General features: G+C 55.1%; 15 protein-coding genes, 1 tRNA gene and 2 pseudogenes. 2 read left to right on the top strand and 16 right to left on the bottom strand.

The features are described 5' to 3' along the window. Nucleotides 1-20 precede the first annotated feature (20 nt). The 9 genes and pseudogenes from QMK47_RS11825 to QMK47_RS11790 all read right to left on the bottom strand — a co-directional run bounded on the left by QMK47_RS11825 (nt 21) and on the right by QMK47_RS11790 (nt 14,014). Nucleotides 21-551, bottom strand: coding sequence for a fimbrial protein (locus QMK47_RS11825; RefSeq protein WP_320390233.1), 531 nt, complete (start codon nt 549-551; stop codon nt 21-23). Nucleotides 552-634: 83 nt separating this feature from the next. Beyond that, the gene (locus tag QMK47_RS11820; protein ID WP_320390232.1) at nt 635-1,207 is read right to left on the bottom strand and encodes a fimbrial protein; all 573 of its coding nucleotides are present in this window, start codon (nt 1,205-1,207) and stop codon (nt 635-637) included. A 304-nt stretch (nt 1,208-1,511) separates the two neighbouring features. Next, on the bottom strand, nt 1,512-2,954 hold the full coding sequence (locus QMK47_RS11815) for a TolC family protein (RefSeq protein ID WP_320390231.1): 1,443 nt from the start codon (nt 2,952-2,954) through the stop codon (nt 1,512-1,514). A 2-nt stretch (nt 2,955-2,956) separates the two neighbouring features. Further along, the gene (locus QMK47_RS11810; protein WP_413817774.1) at nt 2,957-4,228 is read right to left on the bottom strand and encodes an HlyD family type I secretion periplasmic adaptor subunit; all 1,272 of its coding nucleotides are present in this window, start codon (nt 4,226-4,228) and stop codon (nt 2,957-2,959) included. Beyond that, nucleotides 4,225-6,516: a type I secretion system permease/ATPase gene (locus QMK47_RS11805; RefSeq protein ID WP_320390230.1), complete on the bottom strand. Its 2,292-nt coding sequence runs from the start codon at nt 6,514-6,516 to the stop codon at nt 4,225-4,227. Before QMK47_RS11805 ends, QMK47_RS11810 begins: the two co-directional genes overlap by 4 nt. 576 nt (nt 6,517-7,092) lie before the next feature. Next, nucleotides 7,093-7,779: a response regulator transcription factor gene (locus QMK47_RS11800; protein WP_320390229.1), complete on the bottom strand. Its 687-nt coding sequence runs from the start codon at nt 7,777-7,779 to the stop codon at nt 7,093-7,095. Nucleotides 7,780-7,938: 159 nt separating this feature from the next. Next, the gene (locus tag QMK47_RS11795; protein WP_320412954.1) at nt 7,939-11,223 is read right to left on the bottom strand and encodes an Ig-like domain-containing protein; all 3,285 of its coding nucleotides are present in this window, start codon (nt 11,221-11,223) and stop codon (nt 7,939-7,941) included. 9 nt (nt 11,224-11,232) lie between these two features. Further along, a pseudogene (locus QMK47_RS28700) lies at nt 11,233-11,331 on the bottom strand (hypothetical protein); the annotation flags it as partial. Beyond that, entirely contained in the window at nt 11,303-14,014 is a 2,712-nt protein-coding gene (locus QMK47_RS11790) for an Ig-like domain-containing protein (protein WP_320412953.1), read from the bottom strand. The pseudogene QMK47_RS28700 and the gene QMK47_RS11790, both read right to left, overlap by 29 nt. A 624-nt stretch (nt 14,015-14,638) precedes the next feature. On the opposite strand from QMK47_RS11790, the gene QMK47_RS11785 reads away from it, so the two are divergent. Beyond that, nucleotides 14,639-14,929 carry a type II toxin-antitoxin system ParD family antitoxin gene (locus QMK47_RS11785; protein WP_320390227.1) on the top strand — a complete coding sequence of 97 codons (291 nt, stop codon included), beginning with the start codon at nt 14,639-14,641 and terminating at the stop codon, nt 14,927-14,929. Between the two features lie 2 nt (nt 14,930-14,931). Then, nucleotides 14,932-15,262, top strand: a pseudogene (locus tag QMK47_RS11780) (type II toxin-antitoxin system RelE/ParE family toxin). 208 nt (nt 15,263-15,470) lie between these two features. On the opposite strand, the gene QMK47_RS11775 reads toward QMK47_RS11780, so the two are convergent. The 7 genes from QMK47_RS11775 to QMK47_RS11745 all read right to left on the bottom strand — a co-directional run bounded on the left by QMK47_RS11775 (nt 15,471) and on the right by QMK47_RS11745 (nt 20,526). Next, the gene (locus QMK47_RS11775; protein ID WP_320390226.1) at nt 15,471-15,770 is read right to left on the bottom strand and encodes an Arm DNA-binding domain-containing protein; all 300 of its coding nucleotides are present in this window, start codon (nt 15,768-15,770) and stop codon (nt 15,471-15,473) included. Nucleotides 15,771-15,995: 225 nt separating this feature from the next. Then, a tRNA-Gly gene (locus QMK47_RS11770) sits at nt 15,996-16,071 on the bottom strand. Between the two features lie 63 nt (nt 16,072-16,134). Further along, nucleotides 16,135-16,695, bottom strand: coding sequence for a CDP-diacylglycerol--glycerol-3-phosphate 3-phosphatidyltransferase (pgsA, locus tag QMK47_RS11765; RefSeq protein WP_003200282.1), 561 nt, complete (start codon nt 16,693-16,695; stop codon nt 16,135-16,137). Nucleotides 16,696-16,727: 32 nt separating this feature from the next. Beyond that, complete coding sequence (gene uvrC, locus QMK47_RS11760; RefSeq protein WP_018608068.1) at nt 16,728-18,551, bottom strand: excinuclease ABC subunit UvrC; 1,824 nt, start codon at nt 18,549-18,551, stop codon at nt 16,728-16,730. 2 nt (nt 18,552-18,553) lie between these two features. Beyond that, the gene (uvrY, locus tag QMK47_RS11755) at nt 18,554-19,195 is read right to left on the bottom strand and encodes a UvrY/SirA/GacA family response regulator transcription factor (RefSeq protein WP_003200277.1); all 642 of its coding nucleotides are present in this window, start codon (nt 19,193-19,195) and stop codon (nt 18,554-18,556) included. A 127-nt stretch (nt 19,196-19,322) separates the two neighbouring features. After that, nucleotides 19,323-19,757, bottom strand: coding sequence for a GNAT family N-acetyltransferase (locus QMK47_RS11750; RefSeq protein WP_253473480.1), 435 nt, complete (start codon nt 19,755-19,757; stop codon nt 19,323-19,325). Nucleotides 19,758-19,764: 7 nt separating this feature from the next. Beyond that, nucleotides 19,765-20,526 (bottom strand): carbon-nitrogen hydrolase family protein, encoded by a 762-nt coding sequence (locus QMK47_RS11745; protein ID WP_258690837.1) that lies wholly within the window; start codon nt 20,524-20,526, stop codon nt 19,765-19,767. Between the last annotated feature and the right edge of the window lie 487 nt (nt 20,527-21,013).

The following is a 21,013-nucleotide window of genomic DNA, read 5'->3' as shown; positions in this document are numbered from 1 at the left end:
ACTAACCACCGAAGAAGGTATCAGTAATAATCTATCTTAAAGCGTATCGTCGAATAGTAATTGCCGGAACGTAGCGCCTGATTATTACCCACTAAGCGCATTGAGTAATTCAGCACCTTATCCCCGGGCACCAAATCAGCCAACGGCAAAGGCGCCCCAGGAACAGCAATGCTTCCATGACTGTCTGCAATCATCAAAGCAACGCCACGAGCATTACCATCCACACCAAAAAAACCGCTATCAGCGCGCCCATCAAAGGTGACCTGAAACTGTCGCCACGCGGCCAACCCGGAACCAAGTCGAGGTAGCACACAGCTAACAAGTCTGACCGAAAAAGGCTGATCAACTCCACTTCCATCTCTAATAATTTGACTTAGAGGTATTGTGGCCATATCAATGGCCTGATCACGACTTGAGATATCTATCGCACAGGCCGTTTCGACAATCGAGCCACGCATATCGACCCGCCCTACGTCTTGCGCAAGCGCTTCAGCCCCTATAAAGAAGAGCACCAAAGAAGAAAGAGGCACATATCGAGCGCTTCGGAACATAAAATACGCCCCAGAAAATTCTCGTGACACAAGCCGGGGTGCGTACAAAAAAAACTGCACACACCCCAGAAACGAATTTAAACTTATTGATAAGCCAGACTAAAGTCTACAACACCCTTGAATTCGCCCGGAACAATTGCGTCCGCATTACCATCGCCCTGCATAAAGGCAGAGAACGTCAGCTCGTTATCACCATTCTGAAGCGCATGAGGCGTTGTAGGCTGGCCCAACTGGATCGGCTGGCCAGAACCATCAGTAATAACGATACTCGCACCCTTCGCACCACCTGTGACACCCAGACGATTATCCTTACCTGCCGCACCAGTAAAAGTAGTTTTAACTGTTTTGGCAGTAGTCAGTGCGCAACCTTCAAGCTTAATCGAGAAAAATTTCGGCTTGGAAGCACCCTTACCATCAAGATCTGCGAGCACAGCATTGGAAATCTGACCCAACTCGACAACCTGATCAATGGATTCAGGTGCAATAGAGCATGGCGCATCAATGATTGAACCAGCGAAGGTTACGCTACCATGCCCCTGATCCGCCGTAACAATACCCGCAGGCGGCTTCACAGGCGGAACCTCATCAGCAGCATGGGCAAACGACACCGAACCCAAGGTAAGCGCAACCGCCATCATCAACTTATTCAACTTCACCTTCACAGCTCCTTACATTTCAGTTTAATTAGAACCAATCACCAAGACAAAAAATTGAATATCCCTGCATAAGTTTTATTTCAATCCATCGCCAGGCAACTGAAGCATATTATTCAGAATAACTCACCAGGCTTCTGCGAGTTAATTCGATAGCAGCGTGCGAAATTTCCACATCCGCAAAAGAAATATCAGCCCCCTGAAAGGATCAGCGGGAAGGCTGGAGTACATACGTCACTTATAGCGATATCGGCACTGACAGTGATTGTCGATAGAGCCTCACCCTATCAATAGCTCGCGCCGCACATTAACTGGATCCCGCCAACCACCCGACCAGCGAGCCCGCACCGGCATACTGGCGAATGATCGCTTGATAACCGTCAAAACGATTACTGACTTCGCCAACACGGTTACTGTAGTGATCATTTTCTGCGATCAAGACGTCCAGCAGGGTGCGCTTACCCAAGTGATACCACTGTTGGTAAAACGCCAAGCGGATACGTTCGGACTCCATCGACAAATTACGGTACAGCTCGGCACGCTCAAGCGAAGTGCGCGCCTCATGTTCGGCGGTGCGTATTTGATACTCCAGATCCAATCGCTGCTGCTCTGTATGCTGCCGAGCCGCTTCACCACGTTGCAGAACAGCCCGCTCGGCGGCGCGAACCGAGCCTCCGCGAAACGCGCCCCAGGTCATCGCCAAGGATGTCTGCCAAGGCTGCTTTCGACCAAGAGAGTCGTCTGCGGTGGTTTTGCTGACCACCCAGCTCAACTGAGGTAACGAAGAGGCCCGGACAACCTCTGCTTGCAACTCGGCGGATTGGACCTGGGCATGCCCCTGCCGAATGCTCGGATGATCGTCCACCTTGGCCAGCAGCGCATCCATGTTGGGCAGGTGTAAATTCCATTCATGCGTTCGCGGAACCAACAACGGCCCATCCCCGACCAACTTACGCAAGTTGATTTCAGCATCCCCCGCCCGGGTTTGGGCACTGTCCCTCGCACTCAACGCCTGCAACAGCCGCGCCTTGGCCTGGGTCAGTTCACTTTCGCGGCCTTTATCCACGGCAACGATACCCGCCAACATGCCAACCAACTCCTCCATTCGATCGACAAATCGCTGACTCACGTCAACGATGATGCGCTGCTTGCTCAACTCGATAATGTTGAAAACCACCTGGTATGCGACGCCTTCTCTTTCAGTCGCAATTGCCGAGCGAGCGGCCTCAGCGGACTGCTTGCGACTGTCAATGGTCTTGGCCACCCGCCCCCAGTCATAGAGAGAGGTGCTGATACTGAGATCGACGCCGGCGGTACTGTTGTCTTCATACTCCCTCGCGCCCCCCCATTTGATTGGCTTGGAATGAGAGCCTAAATCCACCTGCGGCCAACGCTGGCCCTTGGCCTCTTCTATGTCTGCTTGTGAGGCTTGAAACCCTGCCTGTGCCATTCGGATGTCAGGGCTGCGCCCATCGGCCGCGCGCACGGCTTTGAGAAACATCGCGCGCAGCTCCATTTCAGACGGGCCCGCCTGCCTGTTCAAGGCACCAGTCGTTCGCCCCAGTGCAAGTGCAGACACGCCGAGGTCGCGAGCATCATCCGCCTTGGCAGACACCGGACTCACCGCAGACGTTGATTGCCATTCGCCTGCAATCACTGTCGGAACAACGCCGATCAGCACGATAAAAAAAACCAGGACGTGCTTAGGCCCACAGTCCATAGACCGTGAGCACCGATTGAACTCAAACATGGTTATCGCTCCCGAAACGCCTCACGCGCTTTAAGCACGGGTTTAAGCAGGTAATCCAGAATGGTTTTTTCGCCGGTACGAATCTCTACCGTGGCAACCATTCCCGGGATGATGGGCAGCTTTTTCTCGCCCACGTCCAGCGTGCTGTTATCAGTCAGCACCAACACCCGGTAATAAGTGTCATCCTGCCGGCCGGCAGCGGCCTTCTGTTCGTCTTTAAGGGTGTCCGGACTGACGTACTGAACTTGCCCCTGCAGCCCCCCGTAGACACTGAAATCGTAAGCGGTGATCTTTACCATCGCCGGTAAGCCCGGACGCAGAAACGCCACATCGGAGGGCTTGATCTTCCCCTCGATCAGTAGCTGCTCTTCCAACGGGACGATCTCGAGAATGTGCTCACCCGGCTGGATGACGCCGCCAATGGTGTTGACCCGCACGTTTTTTACCGTCCCCCGTACTGGTGCGGTGAGGGTGGTGCGATCAACCACATCGGCACGCCCCACCAGGTTCTCGGTGACTTGGGACAATTCCATTTCAAAGCGGGTAAGTTCGGCATTTGCATCTGCACGAAACTTGTTCCTGCGCTCAATCATCTGCGATTTTATTTCGTTGGCCTGACGCTCCATGCGCAGCATCTCAACCTCGGACATCAGGCCCTGGGCCACCAACGGTTTGGCCAAGGAAATCTCCCGTTCGGAGAGCTTATAGCTACGATCGAGGGCATCCAGGCTTTCTCGCAGCGCCTGTTTATGGGCCTGATAAGTTCGAGTTTCCTGGGCAATGATCTCTGGCTCTTTCCTGACCATGTCATCGAACTCCAACGGCAGGTCGAACGCTTCCGCCTTCAATCGAACAATCGCCGCCTTTAAACCAAGGGCCTTGGAAAAAAACTCGCGATAGCTGGAGTGTGCGCGGGTCGGATCGATTTTCAGCAGAACCTGCCCTCGCTCCACCACGTCGCCTTCTTGCACCTCCATTTCCATTAAGATTCCGCCTTCCAGACTCTGGATGATCTGCTCTCGACTCAGGGAAATAATCTTCGCCTCGCCCTGGGTGATTTCTTCCACACGAGCAAAGCCAGCCCATATCAGGCTTGCCACAAACACCAAGGCCATTAAGTACAACACCCGATTCGAGCCCGGCGTCGTCTGACTCAGTAACGACTCCTGCACGTCATTCATGAAGGCGGCATCACCGGGCCGCATGACGGTTTGGCGGGCAAATATTGAGCGAACCAGCGTTACCGGCGTCGCGATGATCTGTCGCCACGTCACTGGGGGCTCTCCTCCGCTGCAGGTGAGCCAGGCCGATCCTCGCGCTTGTTGGCAGCTCCTACTCCCGGTGGGCCCACGGGTGATTTCGGCCCAGCGGCAGCACCTTGAGCCAGGCGAGCCAAGACATGCGCCTTGGGCCCATCCGCGACAATCTTGCCGCCGTCCACCAGCACAATCCGATCCACCAGGTCCAACAATGAAGGCCGGTGTGTAACCACCACCAGCGTCTGCCCCTCAGTGGCGCGTTTGAGGTGCTGGATAAACACCGATTCCGTCTGCGTATCCATCGCGCTGGTAGGCTCATCGAGCAGCAGCAATTTGGGTCGCGATATCAGGCTTCGCGCCAAGGACACTAATTGCCGCTGCCCACCCGACAAGCCTTCGCCCATTTCGCCAATCGGCAAATTTATTCCTTGTGGATGCCTGGCGGCAACATGGTCCAACCCGGTAAGTCGCAATACCCGCAAGAACTCATCGGCCGTCGCGTCTTGACGCCCCATCATGATGTTTTCGCGCAGCGAACCATAAAACAGTCGAGCGTCTTGACCGACATAGCTCACGACACTTCTCCAGTCGGCCGGGTCAATCTGGTTGACATCAAGTCCATCGGTAAACATCTGACCTTTGACCGGTAGATAGCGACGGGCCATAACCCGTAACAACGTCGACTTACCACTGCCAATACGACCAAGGATCGCCACTCGCTCACCTTGGTTGATCTGTAGATCAATACCCTGGAGCACCAGCGGAGTGGGCTGCATGGGCGGCGCGGGATAGGAAAACTCCACACCTTTCAGAACGATCTGGCCGGACATCTCGGGCTTAGCCATATACTCACGACTGTCATCACGATCGGTCGGGGTCGCCATCAGCTTGTTCAACGATTGCATGGCGGCACGCGCTTGCTGGAAGCGTACCGCAAGCCCGATGACTTGGCTCAACGGCGCCGTGGTCCGCCCAGCCAACATCACAGACGCAATCAGCCCGCCCATGGTGAGATCACCGTCGTTGATCAAGTACACGCCGATGACAATCAGCACCACCGTTTGCAATTGCTGCAGGAGCGTCACCGAGCCCATCGCCAGGCTCGATAACCTTCGCGACTTCATTGAAGTGGCCGCCGCCAACGCACTGAACGCCTCCCAGCGACGTTGCATATAAGCCTCGCCACCTACCGACTTGAGCGTTTCCAACCCTTCGATGGATTCAATCAACACGCCTTGCTTGAGGGACGACTCACGCAAGTTTTCTTTCATGGTCCGCATCAACGGCCACTGAATAATTACGCTGACGATCAAGATTAACGGAATAATTAACAGCGGCACCCAGCCCAACGCGCCGCCAACGGTAAAAATGACAGCCACAAACAATATAACAAACGGCAAATCGGAAATCGTGGCCAGGGTGGCCGAAGTGATAAAATCTCGTACCGATTCAAACTCGCGTAGTTGGTTGGCAAACGACCCGGAAGAACTTGGCTTGTGCTCCATCTGGATCGACAGTGCCTGCTGAAACAGCATACTTCCCAACACCAGATCAGCCTTCTTGCCGGCCATATCCAGTAATTGAGCACGTATAAAACGAGCGATCGCTTCGAATATCATCGCCAATGCGACCCCGATGGCCAAGGACCACAGCGTCACGAACGCCTGATTGGGAACGACGCGATCATAAACGTTCATGGTAAAAAACACGCTGGCCAAGGCGAGCACGTTAATCAAAACACTGGCAATCGCCGCACTGCGATAATAACGGCGATAGCGCCACAGCGTTCCGAACAACCAATGACCCGGAGATCGAATAACCTGGATCCCAGCTCTCTCATCCATTTTGGCGCGGGGCTTGAGTAGAATTGCATGCCCTGCGTACATTTCATCCATTTCCTCCTGCGTCATTTCGACCGGTTCGGCGCCAAGTTCCGGCAGGTGTAAACGGTACAGGTAGCTTCGATGAGCCTCATCCCGGGGATCTATACGACGGCCCAACAACACGCAACCGCCCTGCCCTTTACACAACAATATAATGGGCGTTAGTTGTTCAGGAAGCGCTTGGGCTTTTCGCTCCACCAATCCAGCGGATAAACCGGCATTAGAGAGTGCGGCGAGAGCAAGTGACGGCGAAAGCAGACCAGCTTTTGGTAACCCAGCAGTTAAAACATCTGTTGTTTTACCGCGACCATAATATTCGCACACCCAAGAAACACTGTCTAAAAGCGTATCGGGTATACGTGTTTTCGACACAGGCAAAGCCTTTGCCGCGTCGGCATCGACGGACAGTTCAGCAAGCATTGATATAATCCAAGGAAGATTGATACGCCGCTCAGGAAGAACACGCATCAAAAAAAGAAGGGCAGACAAAACAGCCCAATAATGCTTCCCAACAAACCTCAACCCAATAGTCCAGGTCAAATCGAGAGTATTATTGAACAGCCAGTACTACTGAGATAAGAAAGAATTTGACTCACTCGCGCTCAAAATGAGCTGGGTGGCACGACCAAAATTCTGGAGAGGGCCCGAGTTCATCCAGTTTACCTTCAACGCTTTTTAAACGCCGCTGGAGACGCATCAGCGAACGCGAATGCTCTACGGCTTTAGCCTCAAGCTCCAATGAGCGCTTGATCCTCAAGACAATTTCACTGGCCAAACAGTGATTGTTGTCCCACGCCTTCATGACGAGTAACCGAAACAAGGCTGGGGGCAAACACAGAGAAACCTCATCCTTTGTATTATCCATCATATTTCTCGCCGTTTTGATTGACGAAAAAATCGTAACTCCTCACCCTCTTTCTGTCTGCACGAAATTTCTACAACACAACAAGAACTTTCAAATTAATCTCATTCTTATGCGCTCCGGGCAGCACACTGTCAAATGCGACACATTTTGAACAATTCCTGATCGGAGCTAATCCCAAGCTTTCTCAACCCCGCCTGTTTCTGAGCACTGATCGTTTTATGGCTGCGAGAAAACCTGACTGCCATCTGCGACACACTCACGCCCTCAAGAAAACAACGTAGGACCTCCTGCTCTCGAGCGCTAAGAGCCGGGTTGTTCAACAATGCACTCATACAAATAGATTGGTTGGAATCCCCTGCCAGACACACCATGTCAGCCATTGCTCGAGGCTCCTGCCCCTCTGCCCCCAATTGCGGGAAATAGCTACGTCCAGCTGCAATCACTCTGATTGCCCTCACTAAATCGTCAATTTCCTGGGACTTTCCACAAAACCCATTGACGCCACAGCGCCTCATAAGCTGGATCATCGCCTGGTTTTCTTCAGAAGAAGAAACCAGAATCGGCAGGTCTGGATAGCGGTCACGTATTGAGCGCATCAATCGAAGACCGTCAACATCATTGTTTGACAACCAAAAATCCAATATTAAAAAATCTATAGCATCCCCGCCTAACGACTCAAATAGCTCACCGCCATTTTTATAGAGAGCCGCAACATACATATCCTCTTCTCGCGATAATCGAGCCTCGACCGCCAACCTGATTAGCGCATGATCATCCAGCAGAGCAACGCGTAAAGGGGAAAACCTTGATGTTTTCATGGAGACCTCCAAGAGGCTATAAAGCAATCAACAAGCTTACCAATTCCGCAATCAAGCCTTCAAGCTCAAAAAATTTAAGAAATTCACTCTAATAGAATGACCAAGCCCCTATTTTGGTTTAAAAAAGGCGGGAATTTCTTCCCGCCTCTCTCGTCGCCATTAACTCAGATGCAGTTCCACTCCATTCTGCACCAGCAACTCGGCACCTAGCCCTGAGTGCTGATAGACATCATAGACAGTCCCGGCAACAGTTACCTGACCCAAAGCGCCCCACTCTCCTGGATCGTTGAAGTTCAGCAAACCCTGAAGATCCACTACATCCCCAACATCACCCTTGATCATCATCTGAACCAAACCAGACTCATGAAACAAGTCTACCGCCCCTTGGTTTAGCACATCATTGAGTGACAGTTTCAGGGTGTTGTCACCCGCGCCGGTAATATCAATGATTTCTAGGGACGAAAGAGCTGCCCCAGCGACCGTCATATCCAACACCTGACCCGACCCTGTCAACTTCAATGTATCCAGACCCGCATGACCGTCAACCGGTGTAATCAGACTGATCAAGTCAACATTTTCTATAAGGAACACATCATCAGCGTCAGTACCATGGTAGGGCCCGAATCCAGTAATCACTTGGGTGTTCGACTGAGGAACTGTCATCCCTTCGTCACGGCTCAGAGCGAAATCATCGATCACGACTTGCCCTTCACCCGCAGCGGTTTCTATTTCGACTTTTCCAATCAAGATGCCAGGTGGCGCATCGTAAGAGAAGCTTTCCGCACCCTTACCAATAGATTGGACGGAAATCAGCTCCCCAGCGGCATCGTAAATCCTAACCAGATTCTCCGAGGTATCTACGTTAGCCAGAGAGAAGGCAATGCTCGATGCGACAGACGTCAAATCAAGTGAAACGATGCTGTTTTCCTGCGTCGCACCACCCAAGGTCAGACTACCGAGCCCATCCACCACGCCACCGGAGATATTAGTAAGCACAAACGCCGGAAACTCTCTGCTGTCACCCACGGCCAGCCCGGAGAACAAACTAAAGTCCTCGATAACGTTAAATGCAGCGTGTCGGATATCCGAGGCATTACCCACCTTATCAATCACGTACGCGCTCACATTCAGCCCCAGATCAAGCGCATCGGTAGCAATGACGACCTTACCGGCAGCCACCTCATCGCTCGTCAGCATGTGACTTAACCGGAATTTTCCGACAAGCACGACAAGCGTGTCTCCCGCGGCAAGCTTTGCGTCAGGATCAAAGCTCACGGTAACTTCTGAACCTTCAACCACTACGGACTCAGGGCCCTTGACATCCGCCTCATGAAGAGAGACGTACTCAGTCGCGGTTTTTGAGTTACCCGCCGCGTCGATAACACGCGCCTGCACACTCCAACTGCTCGCGTGCTCTGCTGTATCAACAAACGACCATCTCATGTCGTCGGAAATCACGGCCTCCGACCAAGTGATGCCACCGTCAGTGGAGACTTCGATTCTTTCACCCACTGCGAGCGGTGAGATATAGATCCCCTGGACCAAACGACCGGCGGAACCATCATCGGTGATGTGCTGACCTGGGGCTCCAGTCGTCTTGCCTATTTCACTGATGATGATATCCGGGAGTACCGTGTTGATGCTCACCGCCCAGGAATCCGAGGGCTCGCTCCTTTCCCCATCGGAGCCTTCTACAACGATACTGAAGCTGTGGTCTGCGTCTGCCAACGGTTTTGGCGTGAAGCTCCAAGAACCATCCTCAGCGACAGTAGCGGTACCGATTCGATTCTTACCATCATAAATATGAACCGTGTCGCCTGGCCGCAAGTTGCTGCCTTGAAGCGTCGGAGTATTATCCCTGATCAGCGCCCCATCAGGGACCGATCCCGAGCCGCCGAAATCATAAGTGATATCGTCGATAACGGGTTTTTCTGGAACTGGAGCAGGCTCAACGGTGAACCCAATCGAATCGCTTTCGGGACCGACATTACCCGCCTGGTCTACCACAACCGTCGTGAAATCGTACTGACCATCCACCAGCGGCGAGTCTGGCGTGAACATCCAGTTGCCTTGGGCGTCAACGGTCACCCGACCGAATTCCACGCCGTTGTTATAAATGATCACCGTGCTGTTGGGCTCTGTCTGGCCGGAGAACGCAGGCAAGCGGTCCGCCGTCACATCACCATCCTCGACCGACATCTGCCATTGTGAGTCGGATGGCGGAATGGTATCCACGGTGAATGAATAGTCACCCGACGGAGCACTGATATTGCCGGCGTCATCGGTTGCAGTGGCGGTGAGACTATTCTGCCCTTCAACCAGATCAGCAGTCGGAGTAAAGCTCCATTGCCCATTGGCATCAGCCTTAACCGTACCGATCACCTGGCCATGATTGTAAAGGGTGACAATGGCGCCCGCTTCAGCGGTACCACTGATCACAGGGCGTGGGTTATTAGTAAAACCGTCCAGCCCTACTTCGCTCGCACCACTGTCATCACGAACTTCGGAGATGACAGGCTTGTCAATCGCGGTACTGCCGTCAACGGTGAAACCAATCGCGTCGCTTTCTGGGCTGGTATTACCGGCCTGGTCCACCACGACCGTAGTGAAACTGTACTGACCATCCACCAGCGGCAAGTCTGGCGTGAACGTCCAGTTACCCTGATCGTCAACGGTCACGCGGGCAAACTCCACGCCCTTGTTGTAGATGATCACGGTGCTGTTGGCTTCGGCCTTACCGGAGAAAGTCGGCAGACGTTCCGCTGTAATGGCGCCATTTTCCAGCGAGAGCTCCCATTGCGAATCACTAGGGGGGGTTGTGTCCAAGGTGAACGAAAATACATCCGACGGCGTACTGACATTGCCCAGTCCATCAGTTGCTACGACGGTGATGCTGTAATCACCTTCGGCCAGCGGCGAGCTTGGAGTAAAACTCCATACTCCACCGACACCCGCCCAAGTCTTGCCAATTTCCACACCATCGTTGTACAGGGTGATCCAGCTATTGGCTTTGCCAGTACCGCTCAGTGTTGGACGAGTGCCGTTGGTGACGCCATCCAGCGCCACGTCACCTGCTGCACTGCTTACGTTGGTGATGGTCGGAGCTGGAGTATCACTCACAGCAAAACCAATCGCGTCGCTTTTCGGACCGGTATTACCTGCCTGGTCGACCACAACCATGGTGAAGCTGTACTGACCGTCCACCAGTGGCGAGTTTGGTGTGAACGTCCAGTTGCCCTTCTCATCAACGGCCACCCGGGCAAACTCCACACCCTTGTTGTAGAGAATCACAGTGCTGTTGGCTTCAGTCTTACCGGAGAAAGTGGGCGAACGCTCCGCTGTAATGGTCCCGTTTTCCAGCGAGGCCTCCCATTGCGAATCGCTAGGGGGCGTCGTGTCCAGGGTGAGCGAAAACGCGTCCGAAGGGGCACTGACATTGCCCATGCCGTCAGTCGCTACGACCGTGATATCGTTATGACCTTCTGCCAATGGATGCTGTACGGTGATACTCCACACCCCATTACTACCCGCCCACGCCTGTCCAATTTCCACGCCATTGCTGTAGACGGCGATCCAACTGTTGGCCGGGCCAGTGCCGCTCAGTACAGGATGGGGGGGTATTGGTGATGCCATCCTGTGCCACCTCACCCGCGCTACCGCTGACATGGGTGATGGCTGGAACAGAGGCGCCATTTACAGCAAAACCAATCGCGTCGCTCTTCGGACCGATATTACCTGCCTGATCGACCACGGCCGTGGTGAAACTGTACTTGCCATCCGCAAGCTCTGAATCGGGTGTAAACGTCCAATTGCCCTTCTCGTCAACGGCCACCCGGGCAAATTCCACGCCCTTGTTGTAGATGATCACAGTGCTGTTGGCTTCGGCTTTACCGGAGAAAGTCGGCAGACGCTCCGCTGTAATGGCCCCGTTTTCCAGCGAGGCCTCCCATTGCGAATCGCTAGGGGGCGTCGTGTCCAGGGTGAGCGAAAACGCGTCCGAAGGGGCACTGACATTGCCCATGCCGTCAGTCGCTACGACCGTGATATCGTTATGACCTTCTGCCAATGGATGCTGTACGGTGATACTCCATACCCCGTTGCTACCCGCCCACGCCTGTCCAATTTCCACGCCATTGCTGTAGAGGGCGATCCAACTGTTGGCTGGGCCAGTGCCGCTCAGTACAGGATGGGGGGAATTGGTGATGCCATCCTGTGCCACCTCACCCGCGCTACCGCTGACATGGGTGATGACTGGAACAGAGTCGCCATTTACAGCAAAACCAATCGCGTCGCTCTTCGGACCGATATTACCTGCCTGATCGACCACGGCCGTGGTGAAACTGTACTTGCCATCCGCAAGCTCCGAATCGGGTGTAAACGTCCAATTGCCCTTCTCGTCAACGGCCACCCGGGCAAATTCCACGCCCTTGTTGTAGATGATCACAGTGCTGTTGGCTTCGGTCTTGCCGGAGAAAGTGGGCGAACGTTCGGCTGTAATGGTCCCGTTTTCCAGCGAGAGCTCCCATTGCGCATCCTTGACCGGCGTCGTGTCCAAGGTGAACGAAAACGCATCCGATGGGTCGCTGACATTGCCTTTGCCGTCTGTCGCTGTGACAGTGAGATCGTGATGGCCTTCAGCAAGCGGATAGTTCGGAGTAATGCTCCATACTCCACCGGCGCCCGCCCAAACCTGACCTATCTCTACACCATCGCTATAAAGCGTGATCCAACTATTGGCTGGGCCAGTACCGCTAATTGACGGACGGGTGTTATTGGTAACGCCGCCAAGCGCTACTTCGCTCCCGCCAACGCCTGAACCATTGTTCACATGAGAAATAATAGGTTTAACAACCATAGAAGTGACTCCAACAGTGAAATTAACCGATTTTTTGTCCAGACTGATATCAAAAGCCTGGCGCATATCGGCATCAGCAAAATGGTGGATACCATTCATGTTCTTAAAATTCGGCTGCTCGTTATCCGCAGCCCCACCTGACAATACGTTTGAAGGGGAGTTGCCTTGGTGATCGATAACAGCGTCAATCGTAGATGGCGCAGGCGCCGTGGTCTCTATCGTGATGGTGAAGGAGTCAGATGGGAGTCCAACATTACCCGCTACATCCGTGGCCACAGCGGTTAATACATATTCACCGTCGCCGATACCTTGATCCGGAGTAAATGACCACGTCCCATCAGAATCTACATGGGTTTCACCCAACTTCTCACCATTGGCATAAATTTCGATGAGAGCCCCGACCTCTCCCTTCCCTGAAAGAGTAGGTCTATCGTTCTTTGTAGAACCATTGTCAGGAACGAGTGTTTCGCCAGCATCATCAATAACGCTATCAATAGTAGGCTTACCGGGCGCGACAGTATCGACTATAAAACCGAAAGCCTGCGATAACTCACCAAGATTTCCATTTTTTCCCTTTTCCGCCACTACAATAGTATGTACACCTTCAGCCAGTGGCTGGGTAACTACAAACACCCAACTTCCATCCGCCCCCACCAACACCTGACCAATATTTTTGCCGTTATCGATAATGACGACCGTCGAACCTGGCGTACCCGTGCCGCTAAATGAGGGAGTCTTGTCATCGGTCACTCCTCCCGCCTCAACGTCGCCCACCTGACTACCGACCGAGTCCTCCACCCGATCAATTGAAGCCTTGCCTGTGGGAACGGAGGTATCCAAGCCGCCCGCCTGACTACTGTGCTCGTTCTTGTCATTTGAAACAGCCAATACAGCGCCCGCTATACCTAACCCGAGCAAACCGGGCATCAGCAAAGAGGGGCTATTGAAATCTATCGCACTGTTTTTACTTAGCCCCCCATCCTCGAAACCGATCAATGCTCTTGAATCGAGTTCCAGCTTTGAACTTTGGCCATTGGGGAGAAACGCAGCTTCCATATCCTCGCCAGGCGTTATCGAGAGAAACTCATGATATTCACCATCAGCCGCCAGACCGAATAACCGCCCGCCGTATTCAAAGAAGCCTTCAATCACTAGATCCGGCCAGCTGAAATCATCTTCTAGGCCAACATGCAGATCCTTGCCAACTCGTTTGATTATTATGTCTGGCGGAGCAAGCCCTTTTTCGATATCACTGAGAACATACTTACCGCCGCGCACTGCCTTGAGGCGCGCTGCCTGCTTATGACTTTCAGATGGACGCGCTGCGTCAGAGACCACAGTGCCATTCTGAACAGCAGTAATATTCACAGTTGATGCCACGCGCAACTCCAATACACACCACCACAAAGATTTACAATAAATAAGCGAGCCCGCAGGGATTAGCTCATTCCAACTGCATTAACCTTCACATATAAATATCATCGAGGCGATGAGACTGGTCTTAAAAACAGCAACTCCATGCTCGAAACTTCGTGCCTCACTGTCATACCGCTTACGTGTGGAAATGTTTCGCACGCGACGGCTGGAGAGGATCATCGAGGCTAATCGGCAAGACCGGCATTAATGGGTAGATGCATAAAAGCGGGGAGATAGACTGGGCAGATCAACGAGGTGCAGGGGCTGGCTAACCTGGACGGAAAATACATCTGCCCCTTCAGCTTGCCTCTGTCGAAGCACTTGAAACCTTTCAAGCCAGCCGTGCGGGGGGGGGCAGTGAAGGCCCAAGGCCCCCACTCATCAAGCCGTCCATTACGTTCCGACTGCAACAGCCTTGTTTGGATTTGTGCGCACATGCAGTCCGGGTCAGCACGCCCTGTTCGGCGCAAAGAATGATCCCGTACGACACGGATCGTAAGATACAAATCCCAAACGATGTGCTCGCAGGCAAATGGCATAACATGCCAATTATCGAAAGAACCTGCTTGCCCAGAGATGGAGTTAATTATGGCGACGCGAAACGTTGTACTCACCCCTCACCAGGAACAGGTTATCCATGATCTGGTGCAGTCCGGCCGCTATCAGAATGCCGGCGAAGTGATGCGAGAAGGTTTGCGTCTATTGGAACAGCGCGCTGCCGAAGACACCGCCAAAATTGAGGCCCTGCGTCAGGCGACCTCGATCGGCATCATGGATCTTGAGCTCGGGCGATTCACTCAGTTGAACGAAGAGGATCTGGAGCATTTCCTTGAGGTATTGAGCCAGGCGGCCACCCTCCCCGCGCGCGAGAAACACTGAGCATGCCGCAATATCGGATTTCCAATGCGGCGCGCGCCGACATTGTCGACATCCTCAAACTCTCCCGGATGCAGTTCGGCAATCAAGCACGCTAGCGCTACCAGACACTGATCCTCGCGGCGCTGCAAGCTCTTGCCGACACGCCTTATCGCATTGGCAGCCTCAAACGCGATGAGCTTGCACCGGGCCTTCGCAGCTATCATCTCATCGATTCACGCCAGCAGGCCAAACACCGCCATGGGACGGCCAAAAGCCCACGCCATATCGTGTTCTATCGTGTGGCAAACGATTCATGACGCCATGGAGGTCCAGTTGCACCAGCCCAACGACTGATTACCGACCTGGCCCAACGGTTTAACTGACCATAAACGACGAAGGTAAGGCGTCGCCCTCTACACCTCAACCTGAGCGCCCTCGCTGTCAGCCGATTCGGCGGCCAATTGAAGTGGGAGGTTCTGGGTCCGACCGACCTGTCGAGACCCACGACCACAAACACGATGTTCAATTTTGTGTACCACTTTCAATGCTGAACAACCGTTTCTTAGGCGTTCTCCGTGGCCAGGCGCCTGGCATTACGCTCCAACTGCCGATGGACTCGCGGATCAATACCCCTGGCGACCTGTGCCCGCGCAACATCACGCAGCGCACGAGCATTTCGCAAGCTAACTTCAGGATAGGTACCGAGCGAAATACGGGGTTGCTTATCCGCCCAGGAAAAGCGGAAGTGCCAGCACTTGGCGCCGTTGGTATTTACGAAAAGGGCAAGGCCGTTGTAGTCAGGGAGGGTGTAGTCCTTTGCACGGGGTTTGGCATGCCGGACTGCAGTGTCGGTGAGAGCCATCTTACAATCTCCGTCTCGTTTGAATAGAGGAGATTTGTACGGTTTTCAGTGAGGTGAGTACCACGAAAAAGCGATATACCAAATGCCGAATTGATGTACTAAATAATGTACTAAAAAATCGTGGCTATTGATGTATCAGAATGGACTTTACTGGAATAAAAAAAGAGGCCGAAGCCTCTTTTTTTGGTTTCTACATACTTCAATGGAAGTCTATAGAAAAATAATTGGAGCGGGAAACGAGACTCGAACTCGCGACCCCGACCTTGGCAAGGTCGTGCTCTACCAACTGAGCTATTCCCGCGTCTTGGTGTGGCGCATTCTATAGATTCAGATTACGCCGTCAACCCCTTGATTCAAAAAAGTTTTATTTAGGCTCTACATCCGTCCGCAGATGCGGCCAGGCGGCGCGTAGGTATTGGACCATCGACCACAGCGTCAGGCCGGCGGAAACCAGCAGCAGTGCGTAACCCAACAGCACCCAGAAGCTGAAGTCCGAAGGGTTGGCCAGCAGGATCACCAGCGCGAGCATCTGCGCGGCGGTTTTCCATTTGCCGAGGTTCGACACAGCGACCTGAGCGCGGGCGCCCAGCTCGGCCATCCACTCACGCAGCGCCGAGACGACGATTTCGCGGCCAATGATCACCGCCGCCGGCAACGTGAGCCAGAGGTTGCCGTGTTCCTGTACCAGCAGCACCAAGGCCACCGCGACCATCAGCTTGTCGGCCACCGGGTCGAGGAACGCGCCGAACGGCGTGCTCTGCTCCAAGCGTCGAGCCAAGTAACCATCCAGCCAGTCCGTCGCGGCGGCGAAGGCGAAGACCGAAGCGGAGGCCATGTAGCTCCAGTGGTACGGCAAATAGAACAGCAAAATGAAGATCGGGATGAGCAGGACGCGTAGGACGGTAATCAGATTTGGGATATTCATCGGCACAACTGGCTACAAGGTTGACGGGCATTCTACTCGCTGTGCAGGTTTGCATAAATCGACTCTGCGAGCTTTTTACTGATACCGGGTGCTTTGGCTATCTCCTCGATGCTGGCACGAGACAGTTCCTGCAATCCACCAAAATGTTTCAACAAGTCGCGACGGCGCGTCGGGCCGACGCCTGCCACACCTTCCAGTGTAGACGTCCGGCGCGTTTTGCCACGGCGGGCACGGTGTCCGGTGATGGCAAAACGGTGGGCTTCGTCGCGGATCTGCTGGATCAGGTGCAACGCCGGTGAATCGCCCTTGAGGGTGAACTCATGGGCGGCGTCGTTCAGGTACAAGGTCTCGAAACCGGCCTTGCGTGTCGCACCCTTGGCCACGCCCAGCAGGATCAGGTCGGGCACCATCAGTTCATTGAGCACATCGCGGGCCATGGACAACTGCCCCTTGCCGCCGTCCACCAAGAGGATGTCCGGCAACTTGCCCTCCCCGTCCTTCAGCTTGCCGAAACGCCGCATCAACGCCTGATGCATCGCCGCGTAGTCATCGCCGGGGGTGACGCCTTCGATGTTGTACCGGCGATAATCGGACTTGATCGGGCCTTCCGGACCGAATACCACGCAGGACGCCACCGTTGCCTCGCCACTGGAATGGCTGATGTCGTAGCACTCCAGCCGCTGCGGCGGCTCGTCCAGGTTGAGAACATCCGCCAAGGCATCGAACCGCGCCGCCACGTGCTGACGGTTGGCCAGGCGCGCGCCCAGGGCCTGTTCGGCGTTGGTCACGGCCAGTTGCTGCCAACGGGCACGGGTGCCGCGAACGCGGTGGCTGATGGTCAGTTCACGACCGCGAAGCTTGTCGATGGCTTCGATCAGGGCCGGGAAATCCTCGTGGACCACGTTGACGATCAACTCGGCAGGCAAGTCGCGTTCCGGGCTGCTGATGTAGTACTGGCCCAGAAACGCCGCCATGACCTCGGCCACGTCTTCCTCGATGCCCACTTGGGGAAAGAAGTTCTTGCTGCCCAGCACGCGACCGCCGCGCACGCTGATCAAATGCACGCAAGCGCCGCCCGGGTTGATGAACGCGGCGATCACATCGACATCACCGCTGCCCCCTTCCATGCTTTGCTGGTCCTGCACGCGGCGCAGCAGGCCAATCTGGTCGCGCAGCTCGGCGGCCCGTTCGAACTCAAGGTTGACCGCCGCGTCTTCCATGGCTGCCGACAGTTCATCGGTCAGCGCATTGCTGCGGCCCTCCAGGAACATCACCGAGTGACGCACGTCCTCCGCGTAGACCTGCGGCTCGACAAACCCCACGCAAGGCGCCTTGCAGCGCTTGATCTGGTATTGCAGGCAGGGCCGGGTGCGGTTCTTGTAGTAGCTGTCTTCACACTGGCGAACGAAGAAGGTCTTCTGCAGCAGGCTGAGGCTTTCACGAATCGCCCCGGCGCTGGGGTAAGGACCGAAATACCGACCCTTGGCCTTTTTGGCACCCCGATGAATGCTCAGGCGCGGAAAGGCCCCGTCGGACAGAAACACGTAGGGGTAGGATTTGTCGTCGCGTAGCAGGATGTTGTACGGCGGGCGCCATTCCTTGATCAGCGTCTGCTCAAGCAGCAGCGCCTCGGTTTCATTGGCGGTGATCGTCGTTTCGATTTGCGCGATGCGCCCCACCAGGGCGGCGGTCTTCGGGGCGAGGCCGGTCTTGCGAAAGTAACTGGCCAGGCGCTTCTTGAGGTTCTTGGCCTTGCCGACATACAGCAGGCGTGCGTCGCCGTCGAACATGCGGTACACGCCAGGGCGACCGCTGCAAGTGGACAGGAACGCGCTTGGATCAAACAAATCAGTCATTTTCAGGCGCTGGCATCGACCATGCCGTGGCGCACCGCCAACAGTGTCAATTCGACATCACTGCTGATCGAAAGCTTCTCGAAGATACGATAGCGGTAGGTGTTGACGGTTTTTGGCGACAGGCACAGCTTGTCGGAGATGATCTGCACCTTCTGGCAACCGACAATCATCAGCGCAATCTGGATTTCCCGCTCCGACAGTGCGTCGAAGGGAGAATCGTTGGTTGGCTGGAACGACTTGATCGCCAATTGCTGGGCGATTTGCGGGCTGATGTAGCGTTGCCCGGCAAAAACCAGACGAATGGCCTGGACCATCTCGTTCAAGCCAGCACCCTTGGTGAGGTAGCCCGCCGCGCCCGCCTGCAACAGCCGGGTGGGAAACGGATCCTCTTCGCACACGGTCACCGCGACCACCTTGATGTCCGGGTGACTGCGCAGCAGTTTGCGCGTGGCCTCAAGGCCGCCGATGCCAGGCATCTTGACGTCCATCAACACCACGTCGGGCTTCAATTCACGCGCCTTGATCAGGGATTCTTCCCCGGATTCAGCCTGGCCAACTACCTGCAGGCCGTCGATGTCAGCCAGCATTCGTGTAATGCCCGTACGGACGAGATCATGGTCATCGACCACTAACACCCTAATCAAGCAGACACCTCACGATTTGGTCTTATTTGGATTGCACAACACCTTAGCAAAAAAGCATCCCGCAGACCTAGCGCAAAGGGACAGATAAAAGTTACAACACATCTTTATCAACACGACATCCGAGGCGTCAAGCACCGGCGTCTCGCTGCATCCTCAGGAAACATTCATCCTCGCCCACGACACGCAGGCCCATGCGTTCGTACAACGCCCTGGCCGGATTATCCTTGAACACCGTCAGGCGCAGCGCCGGGCGACGCTCCAGGCCCACCAGGTCCCAAACCTGTCCGATCGCCCAGGTCCCGGCGCCCTGCCCGCGAAACACCTCGTCGATCTGCAACTCCCGGATATACAACGCCCGGGCGTCACGACTGAGACTGACAAAGCCCAGTGCCTGGCCGGCACGACTGATTATCCAGTTCTGGCGAATGATCCAGGCCAAGTCGAACGCTTCGTCCTGCCAGAGCAAATCATGCTTGAGGTAATAAGCAAGCATGTTGTCGCAGGTCAGCTGCCGGGCGAAGTCGATGTCCCCTGCCGTTGCCGCACGCCACTCGAAGCTCATGAACACCTCATCCAAGCACTGCCACCGGCACGACTTGCCCTACCCAACCGTTGACGTCGCGGCGGGCGATCACCAACAGCTCGCCCGTGCCAGGCGCTGCCGCGAGCAGCGAACCGCCGGGCCCCCAGATGGCACTGCGACCAGCCGATTCCCAGCCTCCGGTGGCGCCGCCATGATTGGCCATCAGCACGGTCATGGCATGCTGCCGGGCATAGCCTTGTAGCAAGGTCGTATCGGGCACGTAGCCACCTTCGGTAATCAACACGCCTGCTGCATACAGCGTAGCGCCCTGCCCGGCTGCCGCGGCAGCATGGCTGGCGTGGGAGAAATCGGCACACACCGCCAGCGCGATGCGATCCTGCCCCATCGTCAGCATCGAGCCGCCATGGCCCGGGGCGAAGGCGACTTCTTCCCCTGGGTGCAGATGCTGCTTGCTGTACACCCCGAGGGAGCCATCGGCACCGAGGACCAACGCGCCGATCAACACCGGAGCGTCGGCCGACAGTCGAATGGGCATGCCCACCACGGCGGTCAGGCCGAGTTCTTGGGCCAAGTCGCGCAGCGGTTGTAATACGGCATCCTCCGGCAGGATGGCCAGATCCGCCGCCAGGCCGCGTTCGTAGCCGGTGAGTGACAACTCAGGAAACACTAGCAACTGCACGCCCTGCTCAGCGGCCGCCTGCATGAAATGCTGATGACGCAGGAGGTTGGCGCGAACGTCCCCCGCGATGGAGATCGACTGGGCGGCGGCGAAGGCTGGAGCGGTCATGGGTCATCCTTGGGAGGCGCTGCAAACCTGAAGTTTGTCACAAAGCCCAGCGGACTCAAGCCGGGGCGAACCATTGCATGCCCTCGATAGAATTTTCTGATTGAACCGGCGCCCCGTCCTCAAGTAAGCTCAGGGCCATTCATCGGAGACAGACCATGTTCAACGCCCTCTCACCGCTTCAAACCGCCAGCGCCCCGCGCTCGGTTGCGGCTGCCCGGGCGAACAGTGTTCAAACTCCGGTCAGCTTTTATTTTGGGTATTGGTTTAGCCACTGGCGCGCCTGATACCCAACCGGCGCCCACTTTAAACGGGTCGCCTTCCTGAGTTTTCCAAACCCCCGGTCGGCCTCCCGACCGGGGGTTTTGTTTTTTCAGGCCCCACACATTTGCAGCACCAGACAACTTGAGGATTGAGCCATGAACTACGCCACTTATTACCGTTACGACAGTTTTTCCGCCTGGCGATTTACCAGCCACCGCTCGGGACA

The organism is Pseudomonas sp. P9_35, from assembly GCF_034008205.1.
Lineage (GTDB): Bacteria > Pseudomonadota > Gammaproteobacteria > Pseudomonadales > Pseudomonadaceae > Aquipseudomonas > Aquipseudomonas kilonensis.
This window is presented reverse-complemented; position numbering and strand designations above follow the sequence as displayed.

Excerpts from the sequence above, each read along its gene's own strand:
- QMK47_RS11745 (WP_258690837.1), bottom strand. The coding sequence starts at position 20,526 with ATGACCGCTCCAGCCTTCGCCGCCGCCCAGTCGATCTCCATCGCGGGG.
- QMK47_RS11750 (WP_253473480.1), bottom strand. The coding sequence starts at position 19,757 with ATGAGCTTCGAGTGGCGTGCGGCAACGGCAGGGGACATCGACTTCGCC.
- QMK47_RS11805 (WP_320390230.1), bottom strand. The coding sequence starts at position 6,516 with ATGCTTGCTGAACTGTCCGTCGATGCCGACGCGGCAAAGGCTTTGCCT.
- QMK47_RS11825 (WP_320390233.1), bottom strand. The coding sequence starts at position 551 with ATGTTCCGAAGCGCTCGATATGTGCCTCTTTCTTCTTTGGTGCTCTTC.
- QMK47_RS11800 (WP_320390229.1), bottom strand. The coding sequence starts at position 7,779 with ATGAAAACATCAAGGTTTTCCCCTTTACGCGTTGCTCTGCTGGATGAT.
- QMK47_RS11815 (WP_320390231.1), bottom strand. The coding sequence starts at position 2,954 with ATGTTTGAGTTCAATCGGTGCTCACGGTCTATGGACTGTGGGCCTAAG.
- uvrC (WP_018608068.1), bottom strand. The coding sequence starts at position 18,551 with ATGACTGATTTGTTTGATCCAAGCGCGTTCCTGTCCACTTGCAGCGGT.
- QMK47_RS11785 (WP_320390227.1), top strand. The coding sequence starts at position 14,639 with ATGGCGACGCGAAACGTTGTACTCACCCCTCACCAGGAACAGGTTATC.
- QMK47_RS11795 (WP_320412954.1), bottom strand. The coding sequence starts at position 11,223 with ATGGGCAATGTCAGTGCCCCTTCGGACGCGTTTTCGCTCACCCTGGAC.
- pgsA (WP_003200282.1), bottom strand. The coding sequence starts at position 16,695 with ATGAATATCCCAAATCTGATTACCGTCCTACGCGTCCTGCTCATCCCG.
- QMK47_RS11775 (WP_320390226.1), bottom strand. The coding sequence starts at position 15,770 with ATGGCTCTCACCGACACTGCAGTCCGGCATGCCAAACCCCGTGCAAAG.